Origin of the sequence: Frigidibacter oleivorans (assembly GCF_003993775.1) — a bacterium.
In the GTDB taxonomy this organism is placed as follows: domain Bacteria; phylum Pseudomonadota; class Alphaproteobacteria; order Rhodobacterales; family Rhodobacteraceae; genus Frigidibacter; species Frigidibacter oleivorans.
Genome location: NZ_RJRZ01000004.1, coordinates 66,552 through 87,226, shown reverse-complemented (window position 1 = coordinate 87,226; position 20,675 = coordinate 66,552). Strand labels below are relative to the sequence as shown.

The 20,675-nt window shown below is 70.7% G+C and carries 21 protein-coding genes; 7 read left to right on the top strand and 14 right to left on the bottom strand.

The window, feature by feature from the left end; all coding sequences use genetic code 11:
• Positions 1 to 22 precede the first annotated feature (22 nt).
• Entirely contained in the window at positions 23 to 1,420 is a 1,398-nt protein-coding gene (gene lpdA, locus EEY80_RS07375) for a dihydrolipoyl dehydrogenase (protein WP_126975949.1), read from the top strand.
• 114 nt (positions 1,421 to 1,534) lie between these two features.
• Here lpdA and EEY80_RS07370 read toward each other — a convergent pair whose 3' ends face one another.
• The 3 genes from EEY80_RS07370 to EEY80_RS20045 are packed head-to-tail and all read right to left on the bottom strand — an operon-like array spanning position 1,535 to position 4,207.
• Positions 1,535 to 2,488, bottom strand: a complete 954-nt coding sequence (locus EEY80_RS07370) for a site-specific tyrosine recombinase XerD (protein WP_126975948.1) — start codon at positions 2,486 to 2,488, stop codon at positions 1,535 to 1,537.
• Positions 2,485 to 4,083 (bottom strand): hypothetical protein, encoded by a 1,599-nt coding sequence (locus tag EEY80_RS07365; RefSeq protein WP_126975947.1) that lies wholly within the window; start codon positions 4,081 to 4,083, stop codon positions 2,485 to 2,487. Before EEY80_RS07365 ends, EEY80_RS07370 begins: the two co-directional genes overlap by 4 nt.
• On the bottom strand, positions 4,070 to 4,207 hold the full coding sequence (locus tag EEY80_RS20045; protein ID WP_164738181.1) for a hypothetical protein: 138 nt from the start codon (positions 4,205 to 4,207) through the stop codon (positions 4,070 to 4,072). Before EEY80_RS20045 ends, EEY80_RS07365 begins: the two co-directional genes overlap by 14 nt.
• Before the next feature lie 197 nt (positions 4,208 to 4,404).
• Between EEY80_RS20045 and EEY80_RS07360 the strand changes: the two genes are divergently transcribed.
• Both EEY80_RS07360 and aroB read left to right on the top strand, forming a co-directional pair.
• Positions 4,405 to 5,010, top strand: a complete 606-nt coding sequence (locus EEY80_RS07360; protein ID WP_235829740.1) for a shikimate kinase — start codon at positions 4,405 to 4,407, stop codon at positions 5,008 to 5,010.
• Positions 5,007 to 6,116 carry a 3-dehydroquinate synthase gene (gene aroB / locus EEY80_RS07355; protein ID WP_126975946.1) on the top strand — a complete coding sequence of 370 codons (1,110 nt, stop codon included), beginning with the start codon at positions 5,007 to 5,009 and terminating at the stop codon, positions 6,114 to 6,116. The genes EEY80_RS07360 and aroB overlap by 4 nt, the downstream gene beginning before the upstream one ends.
• A 46-nt stretch (positions 6,117 to 6,162) precedes the next feature.
• Here aroB and EEY80_RS07350 read toward each other — a convergent pair whose 3' ends face one another.
• The 4 genes from EEY80_RS07350 to EEY80_RS07335 form a co-directional block, all read right to left on the bottom strand.
• Positions 6,163 to 6,618 carry an Ig-like domain-containing protein gene (locus EEY80_RS07350; protein ID WP_235829739.1) on the bottom strand — a complete coding sequence of 152 codons (456 nt, stop codon included), beginning with the start codon at positions 6,616 to 6,618 and terminating at the stop codon, positions 6,163 to 6,165.
• 84 nt (positions 6,619 to 6,702) lie between these two features.
• Complete coding sequence (gene pcaF / locus EEY80_RS07345) at positions 6,703 to 7,905, bottom strand: 3-oxoadipyl-CoA thiolase (protein ID WP_126975945.1); 1,203 nt, start codon at positions 7,903 to 7,905, stop codon at positions 6,703 to 6,705.
• A complete protein-coding gene (locus EEY80_RS07340; protein WP_205749056.1) occupies positions 7,902 to 8,579 on the bottom strand; it encodes a 3-oxoacid CoA-transferase subunit B in 678 nt (225 codons plus the stop codon). Before EEY80_RS07340 ends, pcaF begins: the two co-directional genes overlap by 4 nt.
• 8 nt (positions 8,580 to 8,587) lie before the next feature.
• On the bottom strand, positions 8,588 to 9,310 hold the full coding sequence (locus EEY80_RS07335; protein WP_126975943.1) for a 3-oxoacid CoA-transferase subunit A: 723 nt from the start codon (positions 9,308 to 9,310) through the stop codon (positions 8,588 to 8,590).
• Between the two features lie 126 nt (positions 9,311 to 9,436).
• On the opposite strand from EEY80_RS07335, the gene EEY80_RS07330 reads away from it, so the two are divergent.
• Positions 9,437 to 10,228 (top strand): IclR family transcriptional regulator domain-containing protein, encoded by a 792-nt coding sequence (locus tag EEY80_RS07330; RefSeq protein ID WP_235829753.1) that lies wholly within the window; start codon positions 9,437 to 9,439, stop codon positions 10,226 to 10,228.
• 4 nt (positions 10,229 to 10,232) lie between these two features.
• Here EEY80_RS07330 and EEY80_RS07325 read toward each other — a convergent pair whose 3' ends face one another.
• Positions 10,233 to 11,480, bottom strand: coding sequence for an aminopeptidase (locus EEY80_RS07325; RefSeq protein ID WP_126975942.1), 1,248 nt, complete (start codon positions 11,478 to 11,480; stop codon positions 10,233 to 10,235).
• A 238-nt stretch (positions 11,481 to 11,718) separates the two neighbouring features.
• Here EEY80_RS07325 and EEY80_RS07320 point away from each other — a divergent pair, with 238 nt between their 5' ends.
• The 3 genes from EEY80_RS07320 (at position 11,719) to EEY80_RS07310 (ending at position 15,356) form a co-directional block, all read left to right on the top strand.
• Positions 11,719 to 13,854, top strand: a complete 2,136-nt coding sequence (locus tag EEY80_RS07320) for a 3-hydroxyacyl-CoA dehydrogenase NAD-binding domain-containing protein (protein ID WP_126975941.1) — start codon at positions 11,719 to 11,721, stop codon at positions 13,852 to 13,854.
• Entirely contained in the window at positions 13,851 to 14,528 is a 678-nt protein-coding gene (locus tag EEY80_RS07315) for a glutathione S-transferase (protein ID WP_126975940.1), read from the top strand. The genes EEY80_RS07320 and EEY80_RS07315 overlap by 4 nt, the downstream gene beginning before the upstream one ends.
• 75 nt (positions 14,529 to 14,603) lie before the next feature.
• Positions 14,604 to 15,356 carry a GntR family transcriptional regulator gene (locus EEY80_RS07310; RefSeq protein ID WP_126975939.1) on the top strand — a complete coding sequence of 251 codons (753 nt, stop codon included), beginning with the start codon at positions 14,604 to 14,606 and terminating at the stop codon, positions 15,354 to 15,356.
• A gap of 37 nt (positions 15,357 to 15,393) precedes the next feature.
• Here the strand turns inward: EEY80_RS07310 and EEY80_RS07305 are convergent, their stop codons facing one another.
• From EEY80_RS07305 to EEY80_RS07280, 6 genes are read right to left on the bottom strand one after another with little or no spacing between them, the layout of a single operon-like run.
• Positions 15,394 to 15,999: a flavin reductase family protein gene (locus EEY80_RS07305; protein WP_126975938.1), complete on the bottom strand. Its 606-nt coding sequence runs from the start codon at positions 15,997 to 15,999 to the stop codon at positions 15,394 to 15,396.
• Positions 16,000 to 16,012: 13 nt separating this feature from the next.
• Positions 16,013 to 16,669: a carboxymuconolactone decarboxylase family protein gene (locus EEY80_RS07300; RefSeq protein ID WP_235829738.1), complete on the bottom strand. Its 657-nt coding sequence runs from the start codon at positions 16,667 to 16,669 to the stop codon at positions 16,013 to 16,015.
• The gene (locus EEY80_RS07295) at positions 16,666 to 17,859 is read right to left on the bottom strand and encodes a CaiB/BaiF CoA transferase family protein (RefSeq protein WP_126975937.1); all 1,194 of its coding nucleotides are present in this window, start codon (positions 17,857 to 17,859) and stop codon (positions 16,666 to 16,668) included. Before EEY80_RS07295 ends, EEY80_RS07300 begins: the two co-directional genes overlap by 4 nt.
• The gene (locus EEY80_RS07290; RefSeq protein WP_126975936.1) at positions 17,859 to 18,680 is read right to left on the bottom strand and encodes an alpha/beta fold hydrolase; all 822 of its coding nucleotides are present in this window, start codon (positions 18,678 to 18,680) and stop codon (positions 17,859 to 17,861) included. The genes EEY80_RS07295 and EEY80_RS07290 overlap by 1 nt, the downstream gene beginning before the upstream one ends.
• Positions 18,681 to 18,691: 11 nt before the next feature.
• Positions 18,692 to 20,209: a tripartite tricarboxylate transporter permease gene (locus tag EEY80_RS07285; protein WP_126975935.1), complete on the bottom strand. Its 1,518-nt coding sequence runs from the start codon at positions 20,207 to 20,209 to the stop codon at positions 18,692 to 18,694.
• Positions 20,210 to 20,213: 4 nt separating this feature from the next.
• Positions 20,214 to 20,654, bottom strand: a complete 441-nt coding sequence (locus EEY80_RS07280) for a tripartite tricarboxylate transporter TctB family protein (RefSeq protein ID WP_126975934.1) — start codon at positions 20,652 to 20,654, stop codon at positions 20,214 to 20,216.
• Positions 20,655 to 20,675: the final 21 nt, after the last annotated feature.

Below are 20,675 nucleotides of genomic sequence, written 5' to 3'. Positions count from 1 at the left end.
ATCGTCGCAGCAGGAGGACGGAATGGCAGCGCAGAGCTTCGACATGATCGTGATCGGCGCCGGGCCCGGCGGCTATGTCGCCGCGATCCGCGGCGCGCAGCTGGGGCTGAAGGTGGCCATCGTCGAGCGCGAGAGCCTCGGCGGCATCTGCCTGAACTGGGGCTGCATCCCGACCAAGGCGCTGCTGCGCTCGGCCGAGGTCTTCCACCTAATGCACCGGGCCAAGGAATTCGGGCTGAAGGCCGATGGCATCGGCTATGACCTCGACGCCGTGGTGAAACGGTCGCGCGGGGTGGCCAAGCAGCTGTCCTCGGGCATTGCCCACCTGATGAAGAAGCACAAGATCACCGTCTTCATGGGCACGGCCACGCTGGCCGCGAAGGGCCTCGTCGCGGTGAAGACCGACAAGGGCGCCGAGGAGCTGACCGCGAAATCCATCGTGCTGGCGACGGGCGCGCGTGGGCGCAACCTGCCGGGTCTGGAACCCGATGGCGACCTGGTCTGGGGCTATCGCGATGCGCTGGTGGCGAAACGGATGCCGAAGAAGCTGCTGGTGATCGGATCCGGGGCCATCGGCATCGAATTCGCCAGCTTCTTCAACACGCTCGGCGCCGAAACCACGGTGGTCGAGGTGATGGACCGGATCCTGCCGGTCGAGGATGCCGAAATCTCGGCCTTCGCGAAGAAGCAGTTCGTGAAGCAGGGCATGACGATCCGCGAGAAGACCACGGTGAAGAAGCTGGACCGCACCCCCGGCAAGGGCGTCGTCGCGCATCTGGAGGCCGACGGCAGGACCGAGACGGCCGAGTTCGACACCGTGATCTCGGCCGTGGGCATCGTCGGCAATGTCGAGGATCTGGGGCTCGAGGCGCTGGGGGTGAAGATCGACCGCACCCATGTGATCACCGACGAATATTGCCGCACCGGGGTCGAGGGGCTCTATGCCATCGGCGACGTCGCGGGCGCGCCCTGGCTGGCGCACAAGGCCAGCCATGAAGGCGTGATGGTCGCGGAACTGATCGCGGGCGGGCATCCGCATCCGATCAAGCCGGGCAGCATCGCCGGCTGCACCTATTGCCAGCCGCAGGTGGCCAGCGTCGGCCTGACCGAGGCGAAGGCCAAGGAGGCGGGGCACGAGGTCAAGGTCGGCCGCTTCCCCTTCATCGGCAACGGCAAGGCCATCGCGCTGGGCGAGGCCGAGGGCATGGTGAAGACGGTCTTCGACGCCAAGACCGGCGAATTGCTGGGCGCCCATATGGTCGGGGCCGAGGTGACGGAGCTGATCCAGGGCTATGTGATCGGCCGCACGCTGGAAACCACCGAGGCCGAGCTGATGGAGACGGTCTTCCCGCATCCGACGCTGAGCGAGATGATGCACGAAAGCGTGCTGGACGCCTACGGACGCGCGCTGCATTTCTGAGGCGAGGGTGCAGGTCTGGGGGAAGGGGGCTGTCTGCCCCCTCTTGAGCCTGCGGCTCAATTCACCCCCGAGGATATTTCCGCCGACAAGACGCGAAGGCGCGCCCGCGCGCCCTCAGTCCTTCGCCAGCGGGTGATGGGTCAGCACCAGCGCCTTCAGCCGTTCGTCCACGACATGGGTATAGATCTCGGTCGTGGCGAGATCGGCATGGCCGAGCAGCGTCTGGATTGCGCGCAGGTCGGCCCCGCCTTCCAGCAGATGCGTGGCGAAGGCATGGCGCAGCACATGCGGCGTCACCGCCGCGGGGTCGAGCCCCGCCGCCCCGCTGATCGCCCGCAGCGTGGTGAAGAAGCCCTGCCGGGTCAGATGCCCCGCCGCGCCTTTCGCCGGGAAGAGAAAGCGCGAGGGCGCGGGCCGCTGCGCCGCGGGGCTGGCCATGCGCCGCGCCTCGTCCTCGGCATCGCGGGTGGCCAGCCAGTCGGCCAGCGCGGCGCGGGCCGGGGCGGACAGCGGCACCAGCCGTTCCTTGCCGCCCTTGCCGCGCACCAGGATCATCCGCGGATCGCCCCGCGCCGCCGCCACCGGCAGCGAGACGAGTTCCGTCACCCGCATCCCCGTGGCGTAAAGCAGTTCCATCAGGCAGGCGTTGCGCAGCCGTTCCGCGGGGCTGCGGCCGGTGGCGCGGGCGGCGTCGAGCAGCGCCTCCACTTCGGCCCGGGTCAGCGTCTTCGGCAGGCTGCGGGACTTCCCCGGTCCGGTCAGCCGGATCGCCGGATTGTCGGCGCGCCAGCCTTCCTCATGCGCAAAGCGGTAGAGCTGGCGGATCGCCGACAGCCGCCGCGCGCGGGTGGCCTTCGACAGGCCCTGCGCCTCGCAGGAAACGAGATAGGCCTCGACCCGCTCGCGGGTGGCGCCGGCGAAGCCCTCGCCGCGATGGGCGAGCCAGCCCGCGAAATCCTTCAGGTCGCGGCCATAGGCCAGCCTGGTGTTGGTGGCCGCGTCGCGGTCGGCGGCCTGCGCCTCGAGAAAGGCGGAAATCCACAGGTCCATGCTGGCGGGGGCGGTCATCCCCGCCGCTCCAGCAACATCAGTTCCAGCGCGGCGCGGCGGGCGGTCGATTCCAGCCCCGCCTGCCGCAGCGCCACCAGCCCGTCGGTGACATGGCGCAGGTCGCCCCGCGCGCCCTCGGTGACGTCGCGCATGGCGAGCAGCAGCAATTCGCCCATCCGGTCCGACTGCACCAGCAGGGCGTGCCGTTCCGCCAGCGTGGCATCGGGCAGGAAGGCCGCGCGGATCGCGGCGCCCAGACGGTCGGGCTGCACCGTGCCGCTGGCATCCCCGCGGGCGAGGCCGATCAGGAAGGCCTCGACGCCGTCCTGCGGCCGCCGCGCCAGCGCGATCGATTCGTAGTCGGGCGACAGCAGCCCCAGCCGGAAGGCCAGCGCCCCGGCCTGTCCCTTCAGCCCCAGCCGGGCCAGCCGCGCCCCGTAGAGATCGGCGAAGGGCACCTCGAGCTCCACCGCCGCCATCTGCGCCCAGGCCTCGGGCAGCGCCTCGGCCAGCGCGTCGGCATCGCCCGCCTCCAGTGCCGCCTCCAGCCGCTGCACCGCCGCCGTCCGGTCCCAGACCCCGCCCGAGGCGGCGGGCGCGCGTTCGGTATACAGCCCGAGCAGCCGGTTCGGCTCGATCGCGCCGGTCCGCGCCAGCCGTTCGCCCGCCTCCAGCCGCGCCTTCCAGCCGGCATTCGACCGCAGGTCGGATTGCGCGAAGGCGAGGGGCAGGGTGGTCGTGCTCAGCGGCTGGCCCACCGCCTCCATCAACCGCAGCACCAGCGGCGTCGGCCGCGCCGGCGGCGGCAGGTCCAGCGCCTCTTCGGCGAGGTCGGGGTCGAGGAAGCGGTGCAGCAGGTCGCTCGTCGCCGGATCGACCTCGCCCAACACCTCGCCGGTGGCCAGCGCCAGCGCCGCCGCGTTCCAGTCGCCGCCGCGGGCGAGGCAGAAGATCCGGGCGGGGAAGGTCGGCGCGATGCCGGGCGTGTCGCGCATCTTGGCGCAGGCCCGGTCCTCTTCGCCGATCAGCAGCGCCACGTCGAACCAGCGGCGGAACGCCTCGGGGTCGGGCTGGGCCGGCAGTTCCAGCAGCGCCAGCGCCGGATCGAGCGCGCCGAGGTCCAGAAGCTTGTCCACCCGCGCGAGGTAGAGCGTGTCCCGCCCCGAGCCGTCGAGCGGCGGGTCGAGTTCCGCGGTCAGCATCAGCATCAGCAGGCCGCGCAGCGCGGGCAGCGTTTCGGACCGGTCGTCGGCGATCAGTTGCGCCAGATCGGCGGCGGGGGTCGCGCCCCACAGGTCGCGCGGCAGGCCCGACCGGGCGGCCGCGGTCAGGCCGAGCGCATCGGGCGTGACCTCGCCCAAGGGCGACACGGCGATGGTTTCGGGGGCAGCGCCCGTGGCCACGGGCGGTTCGGCGGCCAGCCGCGATCCGGGGTCGGATCCGACGATGGACCCGGTCGGGGCGCCCGCTTGCGGCGCGACGGCGGCCACGCTGTTCGACAGCCAGTCGATGGCGGAGAGCGGGCGCCCCCCGTCATCCTGCGCGGCAAGGGGTGCGGCGCCCGCCAGCGTCAGGACCAGCGCGAACGCCGTCGTCGTGTCACGGGCCGTCATTCAGCGTCACCGGCTTGCGCATTTCGGTGGTCGCGGGGGTGAGGTCGGCCAGATAGGCGTAGCCGGTCAGGCCGACGAAGCCCAGGACCGCCAGAATCACCACCGCCTTGAAGATGCGCGCCATATCTCTGCCCTCTGCCTTCTGCCCCGCGTCCGGATGCCGGCACGTTCCCCGCCGGTCATCCGCATCGCATCCGCCGCTACCTTCTGTTCGGCGGGCGCATCATATATGGCATGTCCGGCAGGTTCACGCCATGACGGCGGAAACTTGCCGTGATCCGGCGGGCGGCGACCTGCCGGACAAGGCGAAGCGGAGGGCGGGTGAAGGCGAGATTGCGCAAGACCGTGGTCATGGTCGGCATGATGGGGGCGGGGAAGACGGCGGTCGGCGGCGCGCTGGCCCGCGCGCTCGGCGTGCCCTTCCTCGATTCCGACGACGAGATCGAGCGTGCGGCCAATCGCAGCGTCGCCGAGATCTTTGCCCGTGACGGCGAGGCCTTCTTCCGCGAGAAGGAGGCGCAGGTGATCGGCCGGTTGCTGGCGGGGCGGCCCTGCGTGCTGTCCACCGGCGGCGGCGCCTTCCTGTCGGACCGCAACCGTGCCCAGATCGCCGAACGCGGCATCTCGGTGTGGCTGAAGGCGGATCTCGACCTGCTGTGGCACCGGGTGCGGCACAAGTCGACGCGGCCGCTGCTGAAGACGGCCGATCCCCGGGGGACGCTGGCCGCGCTGCTGGAGGTGCGGGCGCCGGTCTATGCGCTGGCCGATGTCACGGTCGAGTCGCGCGCGGGGCTTAGCGTGGACGAAATGACCGCGGCGGTGATCGACCGGCTGATGCAGGTGCCGGGGCTGTTCGACAGGCCCGCCCCGCCTCCCGCCGCGGCAGAGGACGGCGCGCCGCCCGCAAAGGAAGGAACAGGCGGATGAGTGGCAAGACGGTGCATGTGGAACTGGCCGAGCGGAGCTATGACATCCGCATCGGCAGCGACCTTCTGGCCGAGGCCGGGGCCGAGATCGCGCCGCTGCTGGCCCGGCCCCGGGTCGCGGTGATCACCGACGAAAGCGTGGCCAGGCTGCATCTGCCGGCGCTGAAGGCCGGGCTGGCCGGCCTCGACGTCGCGGTGCTGGCCCTGCCGCCCGGCGAGGGCACCAAGGGCTGGCCAGAACTGGCGCGCACGGTCGACTGGCTGCTGGAACAGAAGATCGAGAGGCGCGACCTGATCATCGCCTTCGGCGGCGGGGTGATCGGCGATCTGGCGGGCTTCGCGGCGGCGATCCTGCGCCGGGGCGTGCGCTTCGTCCAGATTCCCACCACCCTGCTCGCGCAGGTGGACAGTTCCGTCGGCGGCAAGACCGGGATCAATTCGGGCCATGGCAAGAACCTGATCGGCGCCTTCCACCAGCCCGCGCTGGTGCTGGCCGATGTCGCGCTGCTGGACAGCCTGCCGGAACGCGACTTCCTCGCCGGTTATGGCGAGGTGATGAAATACGGCCTGCTGGGCGATCAGGTCTTCTTCGAATGGCTGGAGGCGAACGGGCCGGCGCTGGCGCGGGGCGACCGCGCCATGCGGCAATATGCGGTGCTGCGCTCGGTCGAGATGAAGGCGGGCATCGTCGAGCGGGACGAGACCGAACAGGGCGAGAGGGCGCTGCTGAACCTTGGCCATACTTTCTGCCATGCGCTGGAAAAGGCCACGGGCTATTCCGCGCGCCTGCTGCATGGCGAGGGCGTGGCCATCGGCTGCGCGCTGGCCTTCGACCTGTCGGCGCGGCTGGGATACTGTTCGCAGGAACTGCCGGGCCGGGTGCGCGCGCATCTGCGGGCGATGGGCGCCAAGACCGATCTGGCCGACATCGAGGGCGACCTGCCGGATGCCGGGGCGCTGGTGGCGCTGATGGCGCAGGACAAGAAGGTGGTGGATGGCAGGCTGCGCTTCATCCTCGCCCATGACATCGGCGACACCTTCGTGGCCGAGAAGGTGGACCCGGCCGTGGTAACGGCGCTGCTGCGGGACGAACTGGCGCGGCGGTGACGGTGGCCCGCCCGGCGGCCGGGCGGACCATCCATGTGGCGTAGAGTCAGCGGACCGTTACGGTGACGCAGCCCGACAGCGTGCCCTTTTCGCCTTCGGCCTTGTTGCGGGTGCAGAACTTGTCGGCGCCCTTGAAGCCGGGATTGGGCGTATAGACCACGCCGTTGTCGGTCAGGCCGATCTTGCCGTTCTTCGGCGCGCGGGTCAGCGTGACCTGCTTGGCCGGTACGCGGCTGTCGGTCGCGTCGTTGACGAAATTGGCGAAGCCGATCAGGCAGACGCTGTCGCTGGCGCCCATCTCGAACTTGCCGTCGCCCTTGCCGCTGCCCCAGCCGCGGCCGAGACCGCCGTTGCAGGCCGCCTGGGCCGCCGGTGATGTCATGAGGAAGGCGGCGCAGCCGGCCGCAAGCAGAATGGAATATTTCATGTAACTGATCCGATCAATCGAATGGAAGGTCCGTGCCTTGCTGAAATCTGGCTGGCACGTCAGGAAGTCTGCCACATTTTCCGTCCGCAACCAGCGGAAATGCGATGCAGAAAATGAAGGTTTGGGCCGGACCGCGCGGCCCGGCCTTCCTTGTCCCGCTCAGGCCCGTTCCAGCGCCACCGCGATCCCTTGTCCCACGCCGATGCACATGGTGGCCAGCGCGCGACGGCCGCCGGTCAGCGCCAGTTGCAGCGCGGCGGTGCCGGTGATCCGCGCGCCCGACATGCCCAGCGGATGGCCGAGCGCGATGGCCCCGCCATTGGCGTTCACCCGCGGGTCGTCATCAGCGATGCCGAGCCGGCGCAGCGTGGCCAGCCCCTGCGAGGCAAAGGCCTCGTTCAGCTCGATCACGTCGAAATCGGCGGGCGTCAGCCCCAGACGCGCCATCAGCTTCTCGCTGGCCGGGGCCGGGCCGATGCCCATGATCCGCGGCGGCACGCCGGCGGTCGCGCCCCCCAGCACCCGGGCGACGGGCGTCAGCCCGTGCCGCGCCGCCGCCGCCTCCGACGCGAGGATCAGCGCCGCCGCGCCGTCGTTCACGCCGCTCGCATTGCCGGCCGTCACCGTGCCGCCCTTGCGGAACGGCGTGGGCAGCTTCGCCAGCGCCTCGATGGTCGTGGCGCGGGGATGTTCGTCGCGCTCCACCACCACCGGGTCGCCCTTGCGCTGCGGGATCGTCACCGGGGTGATCTCGCGCGCCAGCCGGCCGTTCGCCTGCGCCGCCGCCGCCTTCGTCTGCGAGGCCAGCGCGAAGGCATCCTGATCCTGCCGGCTGATCCCGAATTCCTCGGCCACATTCTCGCCGGTCTCGGGCATCGAATCCACGCCGTATTGCGCCTTCATCAGCGGGTTGACGAAGCGCCAGCCGATGGTGGTGTCGTGAATCTCGGAGGCGCGGGAAAAGGCGCTTTCGGCCTTGGGGATCACGAAGGGCGCGCGCGACATGCTTTCGACCCCGCCCGCCACGATCAGCTCGGCCTCGCCCGCGCGGATCGCGCGCGCCCCGGTGATGACCGCGTCCATGCCCGATCCGCACAGCCGGTTCATCGTGGTGCCCGGAACGCTGTCGGGCAGCCCCGCCAGCAGCAGCGACATCCGCGCGACATTGCGGTTGTCCTCGCCCGCCTGATTGGCGCAGCCGAAGATCACCTCGTCCACCGCCGCCCAGTCGAGCCCCGGATGCCGTGCCATCAGCGCCTTCAGCGGCACGGCGCCCAGATCGTCGGCGCGAACGGGCGACAGCGCGCCGCCGAACCGGCCGATGGGGGTGCGGATATAGTCGCAGATGAAGACGTCGGTCATTCGGCAAGCTCCGGTACGGTCAGGTCGGTCAGGGGGCCGTCGAGGTGCAGCCGCGCCCCGGTCATCGCCTGCAGATCCTCGAGGCTCTGGCCCGGCAGCTTCTCGCGCAGGACGAACCGCCCCTCGGCAATGTCGACGACGGCATGGCTGGTATAGACGCGGGTGACGCACGCGACCCCGGTCAGCGGAAAGGTGCAGCGGTCCACCAGCTTCGGCTGGCCGTCGCGGGTGACATGGTCGGTGATGACGGCGACGCGTTTGGCCCCATGCACCAGGTCCATCGCGCCGCCCACGGCAGGCACGCCCTTCGAACCCACGCGCCAGTTGGCCAGATCGCCGGTTTCGGCCACCTGATAGGCGCCGAGGATCGCCACGTCGAGATGCCCGCCCCGCACCATCGCGAAGCTGTCGGCATGGTGGAAGATCGCGGCCCCGGGCTTCAGCGTGATCGCCTTCTTGCCCGCATTGATCAGGTCCCAGTCCTCCTGCCCCGCGGGTGGGGCCTCGCCGAAGTCCAGCACGCCGTTCTCGGTGTGGAAGATCGCCTGCCGGCCGGGGGGCTGATAGCGCGCCACCATTTCCGGAAAGCCGATGCCGAGGTTGACATAGGCGCCGTCCGCGATGTCCTGCGCCGCGCGCCAGGCGATCTGGGCGTTGGTCAGCCCTTTGACCATCGTGCCGGTCATGCGTATCCCACCCCGGCGCGGATCAGCGCCTCTTCCTGTTGCGGTTCCCGGACCTCGACCACGGCATCGACGAAGATGCCGGGGGTGACCACCAGTTCGGGGTCGATGCCCCCCGCCGCGACGACGCGGCTGGCCTGCACGACGGTGCGCGCCGCGGCCATGCACATCAGCGGGTTGAAATTGCGCGCGGCCAGGCGGTAGGTCAGGTTGCCGTGGCGGTCGGCGGTTTCTGCCTTGACCAGCGCCACATCGGCCTTCAGCCAGCGTTCCTGCACATACATCCGGCCGTCGAACTCGGCCACCGGCTTGCCCTCGGCCAGTTCGGTGCCGAAGCTCGTGGGTGTGTAGAAGGCGGGGATGCCCGCCCCCGCGGCGCGGATGCGTTCGGCCAGCGTGCCCTGCGGCACCAGTTCCAGCGCGATCCCGCCCGCCAGATAGCGTTCGGTGAAGGCACGCGGGTCGGACGAGCGCGGGAAGGAACAGATCATCTTCGCGACCATGCCCGCGTCGATCATCGCCGCGATGCCGATCCGGCCGTTGCCGGCATTGTTGTTGATGACGGTCAGGCCGCCGGGGCTGCCCGTGGCGCGAAAGCGGTCGATCAGCGCATGGATCAGCTCGATCGGCGCGCCCGATCCGCCGAAGCCGCCGATCATCACGCTCGCGCCGTCGGCGATCCCTTCGACCGCCGCGGCGGGCGTGGCGATGGTCTTGTCCAATGGCGCCTCCCCCGATGCCGTCCGTATGCGCAGGCAAATTAGGCGCCGGCGGGCGGCCGCGCCAGCGTCGCCGTGCGGTGGTTGACATTTGTTTGCATGGCGCCCTTTCTTGTGCGCATGGCGAACATGCAGACGATGGACGGCGGTTCAGGCAGCAGGGGCGGGCGCGACAGCGACTTCGTCGCGTCGCTGGGCAAGGGGCTGCGGGTGCTCGAGGCCTTCGGCGCCGACACGCCCCGCCTGTCGATCACCGAGGCGGCGGCGCGGGCCGGGCTGGACCGCGCGACGGCGCGGCGCTGCCTGCTGACGCTGCACGCGCTCGGCTATGCCGATTACGACGGCAAGTTCTTCGCGCTGACGCCGCGGGTGCTGCGGCTGGGGACGGCGGCACTGGCCTCGCTGCCGCTGCCGCAGCTGGTGCAGCCCTGGCTGGACCAGCTGTCCGAACGGATCGGTCAATCGACCTCGGTCTCGATCCTCGACGGGACCGAGGTCGTCTATCTGGCGCGGGCGGCGCAGCGCCGGGTGATGTCCATCGGGCTGCTGCCGGGGTCGCGGCTGCCCGCGCATTGCACCTCGATGGGGCGGGTGCTGCTGGCGGCCCTGCCCGAGGCCGAGGCACGGGCGATCCTCGACCGGTCCGACCTGTCGCCCCGCACCGCGGCCTCGGTGACCGAGCCGGAGCGGATCATGGATCGGCTGCGGCAGGTGCGGGCCCAAGGCTATGCCCTGATCGACCAGGAGGTGGAGCCCGGCCTGCGCGCCATCGCGGTGCCGGTGATCGACGCGCGGGGGCGCACGGTCGCGGCGATGAACACCGGCGCCGCCGCGGTGCAGGCGACCGCGGACGATCTGGTATCGCTCTACCTGCCGGAACTCCTGCGCGTGCAGGAGGGGTTGCGCCGGGTGCTGGCGTGACAGACTAGGCCCATTCGCCGCCCCGGAACACCGGCACCCGGCTGCCATCGGCGGCGATGCCGTCGATGTCGGTCCCGGGCCCGCCGATCATCCAGTCCACATGGATGATGCTGGAATTCCCGCCACGTTCGGCGATCTGGTCGGGCGTCAGGTCGGCGCCGCCGACGAAGCAGCCCGAATAGCACTGGCCGAGCGCGATGTGGCAGGCGGCGTTTTCATCGAACAGCGTGTTGAGGAACAATACCCCGGCCTGCGCGATCGGCGAGGAATGCGGCACCAGCGCCACCTCGCCCAGACGGCGGGCGCCCTCGTCGCTGTCCAGCAGCTTCTGCAGCACCGCCTCGCCCCGCTCGGCCCGCGCCTCGACGATCCGGCCCGACTCGAACCGCACCTCGATGCCCTCGATCAGGCTGCCCTGATGGGCGAGCGGCTTGGTCGCCCGCACCGACCCCTCGACCCGATGGGCATGGGGGGTGGTGAAGACCTCTTCGGTCGGGATGTTGGGGTTGCAGGTCACGCCGTTCTTGGCCTGCGAGGCGCCGCCATGCCATTCATGCCCGTCGGCCAGCCCCACCGTCAGGTCGCAGCCCGGCCCGGTGAAATGCAGCGCGGCAAAGCGCCGGTCGTTCAGCCAGCCGGTCCGCGCCTTCAGCGCCGCGTTATGCGCCGTCCAGTCCGCGACCGGATCGTCGCCGGTGACGCGCGAGGCGGCGAAGATCGCCTCGGCCAGCCGGGCCAGCGCCTGATCGGGCGGCAGGTTCGGGAAGACCCGCGCGGCCCAGCCCGGGGTGGGGCAGGCGGCGATGGTCCAGTTGATGTCGAATTCGGCGATCTTCGCCAGCGCGGGCTTGTAGGCCAGCGCATTGGCCTTGCCGGCGCGGGCGACCTTGCCCGGATCCTCGCCGGCCAGCAGCATCGGATCGTCGCCGACGATCGCCATCCGCGCGGCGTTCCGGCCAAAAGCCGCGGCCATCCCGTCATAGAGCCAGCCGGGCGCGCGGTCGAAACTGTCGTCGGCAGCGTGGCGATAGCGTGCCAACGTCACCTCGTCATCCGCCAGAATCGGGGTCACCACGCCGGCGCCGGCACGATAGGCCGCGGCGGCGACCCGCCGCACCAGCGGCAGCGCCGCCACCGGCGCGGTCAGGACCAGATCCTGCCCCGGCTGCAGGTTCAGCCCGACCCGGACCGCCGCCTCGGCCAGACGGTCCAGCATCTCGGGCGAGACGGGGTTTTCGGCGGCATCGGGCATTGGGGGACCTCCGGTCTTGGCTGTACGCGGTCGTTGGGGGGCAGGCTCTGCCGATTGCACGCCGGGGTCAAGGCGGGGTAGGGCGGGGACCTGCCGGGGGCATTGGACGGCGGGCCGTCTTCGAAGACAATCGGTCGCGACCGGCACGGCAAACCGACTGCACCCTCGACATTGACCTATACATATAGCTTAATGTCGTTTATCCCGGTTCCCGAACCGCTGACGAAAGGGATGCCCGATGACCAGCCAAACCGCCGCCACGCCCGCCGGTCCGGGCAGGGTCGGGTTCGAGTCGCGTGACACCGCCGCAGGGCGCGTCGTGGTCCTGCATATCGACAATCCGCCGGTCAATGCCGGATCGCACGGGGTGCGCCACGGCCTGGTCGAGGGGCTGTCCCGCGCCTGCGCCGAGGGCGCGGATGCGGTGGTCATCGCCGGGGCGGGGCGCTGCTTCGTGGCCGGTTCGGACCTGCGCGAGTTCGGCAAGCCGCTGGCGCCGCCGGAACTGCCCGACGTGATCCGCGCGATCGAGGCGGCGCCGCTGCCGGTGGTCGCGGCGCTGCACGGGGTGGCGCTGGGCGGCGGGCTGGAGCTTGCGCTGGGCTGCGACTGGCGCGTCGCGGCGCCGGGCACGATGATCGGTCTGCCCGAGGTGTCGCTGGGCTTCGTGCCGGGGGCGGGCGGCACCCAGCGGATGCCGCGCCTGACCGGACAGGCCCGCGCCATCGAACTGATCTGCGATGCGACGCGCATCCCGGCCGAGACGGCGCTGGCTGACGGGCTGGTCGACGCCGTGGTCGAGGGCGATCCCGCCGAGGCGGCCATCGGCTTTCTGGCCGAGACCAAGCGCGGCAAGCGCCGCACCATCGAACTGACGCCGCCGGCCGAACCCGTGGCGGAGATCGAGGCGGCGGCGGCGCGCGCGACGAAGCGCGGCCGGGGCCGGCCCAACGTGGCCGAAGCGGTGCGGCTGGTCCGCGCCTCGGCCGGGCCCGACGCAGCGGCGGCGCTGGCCGACGAACGTGCGGTGTTCCAGCAGCTGCGGCTGGCCGAGGATGCGGTGGCCCTGCGCTATCTGTTCTTCGCCGAGCGGCGCGCCGCCGCGGTCGAGGGGCTCGACCTTGCGCTCGCGCGGCCGGTGCGGGCCGTGGGCGTGATCGGCGGCGGCACGATGGGGCAGGGCATCGCCCGCGCGATGCTGGGCGCCGGCCTGCCGGTGACGCTGATCGAGCGCGATGCCGAGGCCGCGGCCCGCGCACAGTCGGCCATCGGCGCGACCTTCGACGGGCAGGTGGCCAAGGGCAGGCTCGGCGCGGTCGAGGCCCGGGATCGCAAGGACCGGCTTTCGGTCGATGCGGATATCGCGGCGCTCGGCGGGGTCGATCTGGTGATCGAGGCCGTGTTCGAGGAGATGTCGCTGAAGATCGACCTCCTCTCCCGGCTGGAGGCGGCGCTGCCGGCAGAGACGATCCTCGCCACCAATACCTCCTATCTCGACATCGACGCGATGGCCGCCGGCCTCAGCCATCCCGACCGGGTGCTGGGCCTGCATTTCTTCAGCCCCGCCGATGTGATGGCGCTGCTCGAGGTGGTGCGCGCGGCCAGGACCTCGGACGCGGCGCTGGCGACCGGGCTGAAGCTGGCGCGCCGGCTGGGCAAGCAGCCGGTCGTGGCGCGGGTGGGCGAGGGCTTCATCGGCAACCGGGTCTATGCCGCCTATCGCCGGCGTGCCGAGCTTCTGGTCCTCGACGGCGCGGCGCCCGAAGCGGTCGATGCCGCGATCACGGCCTTCGGCTTCGCCATGGGACCCTTCGCGGTGGCCGACATGTCGGGGCTCGACATCGCCTGGGCGATGCGCAAGCGGCAGGCCGCCACCCGCGATCCCCGGGCACGCTACGTCGCCATCCCCGACCGGCTGTGCGAGGCGGGGCGGCTGGGGCGGAAGACCGGGCGGGGCTGGTATGACTATGGCTCGGGCCGGGCGATGCCCGATCCAGAGGTCGCCGCGCTGATCGCCGCCGAGCGCAGTGCCGCGGGCGTGACCCCGCGCGAGATCGGCGCCGAAGAGATCTGCCGCCAGTTGATGGCCGCCATCGTCAACGAGGCCGCCTGCCTGATCGACGAGGGGATCGCGCAGCGTCCCTCGGATGTCGATGTGGCGCTGGTCAACGGCTACGGCTTTCCGCGCTGGCGGGGCGGGCCGCTCTACTGGGCGAAGGGACAGGATGCGGCGGCAGTGCAGGCCGACCTCGCGGCGCTGGCCGCCGCGGTGGGGCCGGGCTTCCGCGCCGGGCCGGTGGCGGTGGTGCTGGCCCGGCTGGAAACGGCCGAGGCGGGCGGGGCCGCCGGATCGCAGGGAGGAGACACCGCATGAAACTGCATTGGTCGCCGCGCTCGCCCTTCGTGCGCAAGGTGATGATCGTCCTGCACGAGACGGGGCAGCTGGACGAGGTGACGCTGGTCCGTTCGGTCGTGGCGGCGCATCTGCCGCCCAACCCCGCGGTGCTGGCCGACAATCCGCTGGGCAAGATCCCGACCCTGCTCACCGGTGACGGGCGGGCGCTGTTCGACAGCCGGGTGATCTGCGAGCATCTCGACCTGCGGGCCGGCGGCGCGCTGCTGCCCGCCTCGGGGCCGGCCCGCGACGCGCAGCTGCGCTGGCAGGCGCTGGCGGATGGCCTGACCGAGATCCTGCTGACCTGGCGGACCGAGATGCTGCGCCCGGGCGGCCCCTGGCCGTCGCTGACCGGGGGCTGGGCGGTGAAGGTGCGTGCCGCGATGGCCTGCCTCGAGGCAGAGGCGGACACGCTGGGCCGCACGCCGTTCGGGCTGGGCCAGATCGCGGTCGTCTGCGCGCTCGGGCAGCTCGACTTCCGCTGGGCCGATGCCGAGTGGCGCGGGCATTTCCCCCGGCTCGCCGCCCTTGCCGCCGACTGGGCGGCGCGGCCTTCGGTGGCGGCGACGGCCGTCGTCAACGATGCCGACGAGGGGCCGGAACCCGCGGCGGGACAGCTGCGGTTCGATGCGCCGCCGGCGCAAAGACCCTAAAGACTAGCTTTTGTGATTGAAGGGATCTCCGGCAGCCTGTATCCTGAGCGGGAGCAGGCATACCGGAGAACCACAATGCCCGAAGGCGGAACCGGCAACGCGACGGTCAGGGCGCTGCAGAAGAGCAACGTCTCGCGCTATATCCAGCTGGCGAGCCTCTTCCGGCAGCGCATCGACTCGGGGGACTGGGCGGTGGGCAGCCAGATCCCCACCGTGAAGGAACTGGCCGACCAGTGCGGCGTGGCCACGATGACCATCCGCCAGGCGCTGGACCTGCTGGAGGGCGAGGGGCTGATCGAGCGGTTCCGCGCCAAGGGCACCTTCGTGCTGGAGCGGCCGAGCCGCGACCTGTGGTGCGAGGTGCAGACGGACTGGTCCGGGCTGCTGATCGCGCGCGACAATGCCACCATCGAGATCCTCGGCGACGAGCGGGACACGGCGCTGCCGCGCCATGATGCGACCATCGGCGCCGCGGCGCCGGCCTATCGCCACCTGCGCCGGCGCCACAGCCGCGACGGCGCCGCCTTCCTGCTGGCCGATGTCTATGTGGACGAGCGGATCTGCCCGCTGATCCCCGAGGAGCATTACACCCGGATGACGGCGATGCGGCTGATCGCCGAACTGCCCGGCCATAGCATCGCCGATGCCCGCCAGATCGTCACCATCGGTTCGGCCGATCTCGAGACGGCGAGCGAGCTGAACGTTTCCATCGGCGACCCGGTGGCGAAGGTGCAGCGGATCGCGGTGGACCAGCAGGGCGACATCATCCTGCTGGCCAACGGCATCTATCGCGGCGACATGATGAAGATCGAGGTCAAGCTGCGCTGAGCCGCCGCCGCCTCTGCCGCCGCCTCTGCCGCGCCGGTCAGCCCAGCACGGGGCGCGGCATCTCGAACGAGCGCGGCGGCACGGTGTATTCCCGATAGCCCATGCGCCCCAGCGGGCGCAGCAGCTCGACATCGACCAGCCCGTCGCGCAGCACGCGTTCGTCGATATGGATGCCCACCACCTCGCCGATGGCCATCCGGTTGGTGCAGGGCGCGCCGGTCGCGGGCACGAGGTCGATCACCTGCGACAGCCGGCATTCGACGGAGACCGGGCTTTCGGCCACCCGCGGCGCGCCGATGTTGCGGCAGGGCGCCGGGGTCAGGCCCGCGGCCGCGAATTCGTCGATCTCGGGCGGGTAGGGGGCCGAGGTCGCGTTCATCGCCTCGCGCAGCTCGAAGGTGGCGATGTTGACGCAGAACTCGCCCGTGGCCTCGGCATTGCCCAGGCTGTCCTTGGCGCTGTCGGACGAGAACATCACGAAGGGGGGATTGCCCGAGATCGCGTTGAAGCAGCTGTAGGGCGCGAGGTTGGCGACGCCGCTGCCCGAACGGGTGGAAATCCAGCCGATCGGGCGGGGCACGATCAGCGCGAGCCAGGGGTTGTGCGGCAGGCCGTGGGATTCGGACCGCGGGTCGTAGAACATGGTCCGGCTCCTGTCAGGCGGCGGGGGGCATCTCGGCCAGCGGCCCGGCCACGGGCGGCAGCGCCGCCTCCAGATGCGGCGGCAGCGGCACGCGATGCACGTTCAGCGTCATCGCCACCATCGAATAGTAGCCGATCACCGCCGTCAGCTCGACCGCGCCGACCTCGCCCCACCGCGCGACCACGGCGTCATAGGCGGCGGTATCGACATCGCCCTGCTGCAGAAGCTGCCGCGCGAATTCGTAGATCTCCCGCGCTGCCGCGTCCTCGCCGAAATCGGGCGCGGCACAGGTCCGCACCGCCTCGGCAATCGCGGGTTCCAGCCCGGCGCGGTCGGCGTCGCCGGCATGGATCGCCCATTCCAGCTGGCTGTTCCAGCGCCGCGCCGTCACGAGGATCGCCAGTTCGTTCAGCCGGGTGGGCAGCGAGGTCTCGAACCGCAGCACCTGTCCCAGCCGTTGCCAGCGGTCGGCGAGGACCGGGTTGTGCAGCGCGGCGCGCAGCGGGCCGACCAGCGTGCCCCGCGGGCCCGAGACGATCTGGTCGTATACCTCGCGCTGCGCGGCGGTCATCGTCTCGGGGGACGGAAAGCTGATGCGGTCGGTCCCGCTGTCGGGGCCGCTGTCGGGGCTGTCGACGGGGGACGAGGTGTGGCCGAGCATGCCGGTCATGCAGTGGTCTCCTTCAGGCCGAGCGCGGCGAGGACGTCCCTGGTGTGCTGCCCCAGCAGGGGCGGGGCGGCGGTGAAGTCCAGCGGCGCTTCGCGGAAATTGAGCGGGCTCACGACCTGGCGGACATGGCCGGCGGTGGGGTGGGGAATGTCGCGCAGCATCCGGCGGTGGATCACCTGCGGTTCCTCGAAGACCTTGTCGACGGTATTGATCGGGCCCGAGGGCACGCCGGCGGCGGCGAAGCGCGCCAGCCAGTCGGCCATCGGCGCCCGCGCCAGCGCCTCGATCAGCAGCGCCTCGAGCGCGGGCAGGTTCTCCACCCGGGCGGGGTTGGTGGCAAAGCGCGGGTCGTCGGCCAGCGCGGGCTGACCGATCACCTCGGCGAACTTGCGGAACTGCCCGTCATTGCCGACCGCCAGCACGATATGGCCGTCGGCGACGGGGTAGACGTTCTGCGGCTGGATGTTCGGATGCCGGTTGCCGCGCCGGACGGGCGCCTTGCCCGAGACGAGGTAGTTCATCGCCTGGTTGGCCAGCATCGCGACCGAGACGTCGAGCATCGCGAGGTCGATATGGTCGCCCCGCCCGGTCTGGTCGCGGTTGGCCAGAGCTGCGAGCGACCCGATGGCGGCATACATGCCGGTCATGATGTCGATGATCGGCACGCCCACCTTCTGCGGCCCGCCCCCCGGCTCGTCGTCGGGGCCGCCGGTCACGCTCATCAGCCCGCCCATGCCCTGGATCATGAAGTCATAGGCCGCGTCGCCCGCCATCGGGCCGGTGAGGCCGAAGCCGGTGATGGAACAGTAGATCAGCCGCGGGTTGACCGCGCTCAGCGCCTCGTAGCCGAGGCCCATCCGGTCGAGCGTCCCGGTCTTGAAATTTTCCAGCAGGATGTCGCTTTGGGCGGCCAGCGCCCGCACCACGGCGCAGCCTTCCTCGGATTTGAGATCCAGCTCGACCGAGCGCTTGCCGCGGTTCACCGACAGGTAATAGCCCGCCTCCTTCGTGGGCGCGCCGTCCCGGTCCTTCAGGAAGGGCGGGCCCCAGCGGCGGGTATCGTCGCCTTCGCCCGGCCGTTCGACCTTGATCACGTCGGCGCCCAGATCCGCGAGGATCTGGCCGCACCACGGACCGGCCATGATCCGGCTGAGATCGAGCACCTTGATATGGGATAGCGGTCCGGGCATCAGTCGGTCTCCTTGGTCGTGACCGCCGCCTGATCGAGGAACCCGGTCAGGGCGTCGGCGAAGGCCGCGGGGGCCTGGAAATTGGGAAGGTGGCCCGCCCCGGCGATGGTGGCGGTGCGGGCGCCGGGGAGGGCGCCGAACTGGGCGGCGACGGCCGCGGGAATCGCGCCGTCCTCGGCCCCCGCGATCCCCAGCACGGGACGGCCGGCAAGCGAGGGCAGGACCGCCGACAGGTCATAGGCGGCAAGCGCGTGGGTCGCGGCGGCGAACCCCTCGACCGGGGTCGCGGCGATCATCGCCTCGAGCCTGCGGCGCAGGGGGCTGTCGGCCGCCGTCCCCGGCAGCCAGCGTTCGGCGGTGCCGGCGGCGATGGCGGCCATGCCGCCGGCGCGGGCGGTCTCGCGCCGCTCGGTCCAGAAGGCCTCGCGGCCCGGGGCGGAGCGCGCCACCCCGTCGACGGCGACGAAGGCGGCGGTGCGGTCCGGCCGCAGCGCATGGGCCGCAAGGCAGCTCGGCACGCCCATCGACAGGCCGACCAGCACCGCCCGCGCAATCCCGAGCGTATCCATCAGCGCCGAAAGGTCGGCGCCGTAATCCGCGAAGGCGAGCGGACCCGCGGTCACGTCGGACTGCCCGTGCCCGCGCTGGTCATAGCGCAGCACCCGGAAGCGGGGGGCAAGGGCCGCGGCGGTGTCGTCCCAGACCGTGAGGTCGGTCATCACCGAATTCGACAGCACGACCCAGGGCGCGCCCTCGGCTCCGTCGATCCGGATGTTGAGGGCAGTGCCGTCGGGCAGGGCGATATGGCGGGTCGCGCTCATGTGCGTCTCCGTCACGCTTCGCCCGGAGGCAGCTTCGCCCTGGCGCGGGTCCGCATCAGGTTCAGCAGACCGCCGAACACGGCCCAGACCAGCAGCAGGAGCGACATCGCGAGGATCGAGCCGGTCAGCGGGTCCGAGATCAGCCGGGTCGCGTCGCCGCGTGCCAGCAGCATGGCCCGGCGCAGGTTCTCTTCCAGCATCGGGCCCAGCACGAAGCCGAGGATCAGCGGCGCGGCAGAGTAGCCGACCTGCTGCATCAGATAGCCGAAGGTGCCGAAGATCACCGCGAGCCCGACATCGAAGACGCTGTTGCGCATGCTGAACACGCCGATGCAGATCAGCGCGATGACCACCGGGTAGACGTACTTGTAGGGAAATTGCAGGACGCGCACCCAGATCCCGATCAGCGGGATGTTGAGCACCAGCAGGAAGAGGTTGCCGATCCAGAAGCTGACGATGAGCCCCCAGAAGATCGTCGGATGCTCGGACACGAGCAGCGGCCCCGGCGTGATGCCGTGGATCATCAGCGCCCCCAGCATGATGGACATGGTGGGGCTGCCCGGGATCCCGATGGTGAGCGTCGGAATGAAGGCCGTCTGCGCGGCGGCGTTGTTCGCGGCCTCCGGCGCCGCGACGCCTTCCACCGCCCCGTTGCCGAACCGGGATTTGTCCCGCGCCAGCCGGAATTCGGTCGCATAGGCAAGGAAGGCCGCGATGACCGTGCCGGCCCCGGGCAAGGCACCCAGAAAGCCGCCGATGGAACTGCCCCGGGCCATCGGGCCGACGGTTCTGGCCATGTCCGCCCGCGTGGGCAGCATCGAGCGCATTGTCACCTTTTCGCGGATCTTGCGCTGCCCGGCGTCCTTGATCGAGCTGATCACCTCGGCGATGCCGAAGATCCCCATGGCGAGCGCGACGAGGCTCACGCCGTCCCGCAATTCGAGATACCCGAAGGTGTAGCGAAACTCGCCCGATGTCACATCGGTGCCGACGGTCCCCAGCAGCAGGCCCAGCACGACCATCAGCAGGCCCTTGACGACCGAGCCGCCGCCCACCGTGACCGCGGCGACAAGTCCCAGCAGCATGAGGGCGAAATAGTCGCCCGGTCCGAAGGACAGGCCGATCCTCGCGATCGCGGGACCGAAGCCCATCAGGGCCACCACGCCGACGCTCCCGCCGACGAAAGAGGCGATGGCGGTGATGAACAGCGCCACGCCGGCGCGGCCCTGCCGGGCCATCGGGCTGCCGTCGAGGCAGGTGATCGCGGCCGAGGGGGTGCCGGGAATGTTCAGCAGGATCGACGCGATCGAGCCGCCATATTCGCCGCCGTAATAGATGCCGGCCAGCATGATCAGCGCCGTCGTCGGATCGAGGTAGAAGGAAATCGGCAGAAGCATCGAGATCGCGGCGAGCGAGCCGAGCCCCGGCAGCACCCCGATGAAGGTCCCGACGAAGACCCCGAAGAAGCAGTAGATCAGGTTCTGGAACGTGAATGCGGTCGCCGCACCGACCAGGATGTTTTCCAGCATGGCGTCAAAAATCCCAACGGATCAGGGGCAGCGGCATCCCGAGCAGGCGCGAGAAGAGAAGCCAGGCGAAGGCGCAGGTCACGGTGGCGAGCACGGCCGCGGGCACGAAGCCGTAGCCCTTCTCGGACAGGACGGACAGGCCGATGACCGCGAAGAAGGCGGGGATCATGCCGAAGAAGCGCATGCAGATCCCGAAGCCGAGGACCGCGGCAAGGATGGCGATCATCGGCCGCCAGTCGATGGTTTGCGCTTCGGGCTTGAGGAAGGCACCGATCATTTCGCTGACCGCGAGAAGGGTCAGCAGGATCGAGAGAATGACCGGAAAATATCCGGGGCCCATCTGCCGCGCCGTGCCGAAATCGTAGTCGAGTGCGATGACCAGTCCTGCAACCCCGATGGCCGCAAGCATCGCCGATATCGCAAACCGCAGGGTAATCGTCTGCATTTGGCTTCGCCGTCCTTCTGT

Coding starts and splice junctions, on each gene's coding strand:
- EEY80_RS07365 (WP_126975947.1), bottom strand. CDS start 4,083: ATGACGGCCCGTGACACGACGACGGCGTTCGCGCTGGTCCTGACGCTG.
- EEY80_RS07295 (WP_126975937.1), bottom strand. CDS start 17,859: ATGCCCGGACCGCTATCCCATATCAAGGTGCTCGATCTCAGCCGGATC.
- EEY80_RS07325 (WP_126975942.1), bottom strand. CDS start 11,480: ATGCCCGATGCCGCCGAAAACCCCGTCTCGCCCGAGATGCTGGACCGT.
- EEY80_RS07285 (WP_126975935.1), bottom strand. CDS start 20,209: ATGCTGGAAAACATCCTGGTCGGTGCGGCGACCGCATTCACGTTCCAG.
- pcaF (WP_126975945.1), bottom strand. CDS start 7,905: ATGACCGACGTCTTCATCTGCGACTATATCCGCACCCCCATCGGCCGG.
- EEY80_RS07300 (WP_235829738.1), bottom strand. CDS start 16,669: ATGACCGGCATGCTCGGCCACACCTCGTCCCCCGTCGACAGCCCCGAC.
- EEY80_RS07315 (WP_126975940.1), top strand. CDS start 13,851: ATGAAACTGCATTGGTCGCCGCGCTCGCCCTTCGTGCGCAAGGTGATG.
- EEY80_RS07290 (WP_126975936.1), bottom strand. CDS start 18,680: ATGAGCGCGACCCGCCATATCGCCCTGCCCGACGGCACTGCCCTCAAC.
- aroB (WP_126975946.1), top strand. CDS start 5,007: ATGAGTGGCAAGACGGTGCATGTGGAACTGGCCGAGCGGAGCTATGAC.
- EEY80_RS20045 (WP_164738181.1), bottom strand. CDS start 4,207: ATGGCGCGCATCTTCAAGGCGGTGGTGATTCTGGCGGTCCTGGGCTTC.
- lpdA (WP_126975949.1), top strand. CDS start 23: ATGGCAGCGCAGAGCTTCGACATGATCGTGATCGGCGCCGGGCCCGGC.
- EEY80_RS07370 (WP_126975948.1), bottom strand. CDS start 2,488: ATGACCGCCCCCGCCAGCATGGACCTGTGGATTTCCGCCTTTCTCGAG.
- EEY80_RS07280 (WP_126975934.1), bottom strand. CDS start 20,654: ATGCAGACGATTACCCTGCGGTTTGCGATATCGGCGATGCTTGCGGCC.
- EEY80_RS07310 (WP_126975939.1), top strand. CDS start 14,604: ATGCCCGAAGGCGGAACCGGCAACGCGACGGTCAGGGCGCTGCAGAAG.
- EEY80_RS07305 (WP_126975938.1), bottom strand. CDS start 15,999: ATGTTCTACGACCCGCGGTCCGAATCCCACGGCCTGCCGCACAACCCC.
- EEY80_RS07320 (WP_126975941.1), top strand. CDS start 11,719: ATGACCAGCCAAACCGCCGCCACGCCCGCCGGTCCGGGCAGGGTCGGG.
- EEY80_RS07330 (WP_235829753.1), top strand. CDS start 9,437: ATGCAGACGATGGACGGCGGTTCAGGCAGCAGGGGCGGGCGCGACAGC.
- EEY80_RS07340 (WP_205749056.1), bottom strand. CDS start 8,579: ATGGTCAAAGGGCTGACCAACGCCCAGATCGCCTGGCGCGCGGCGCAG.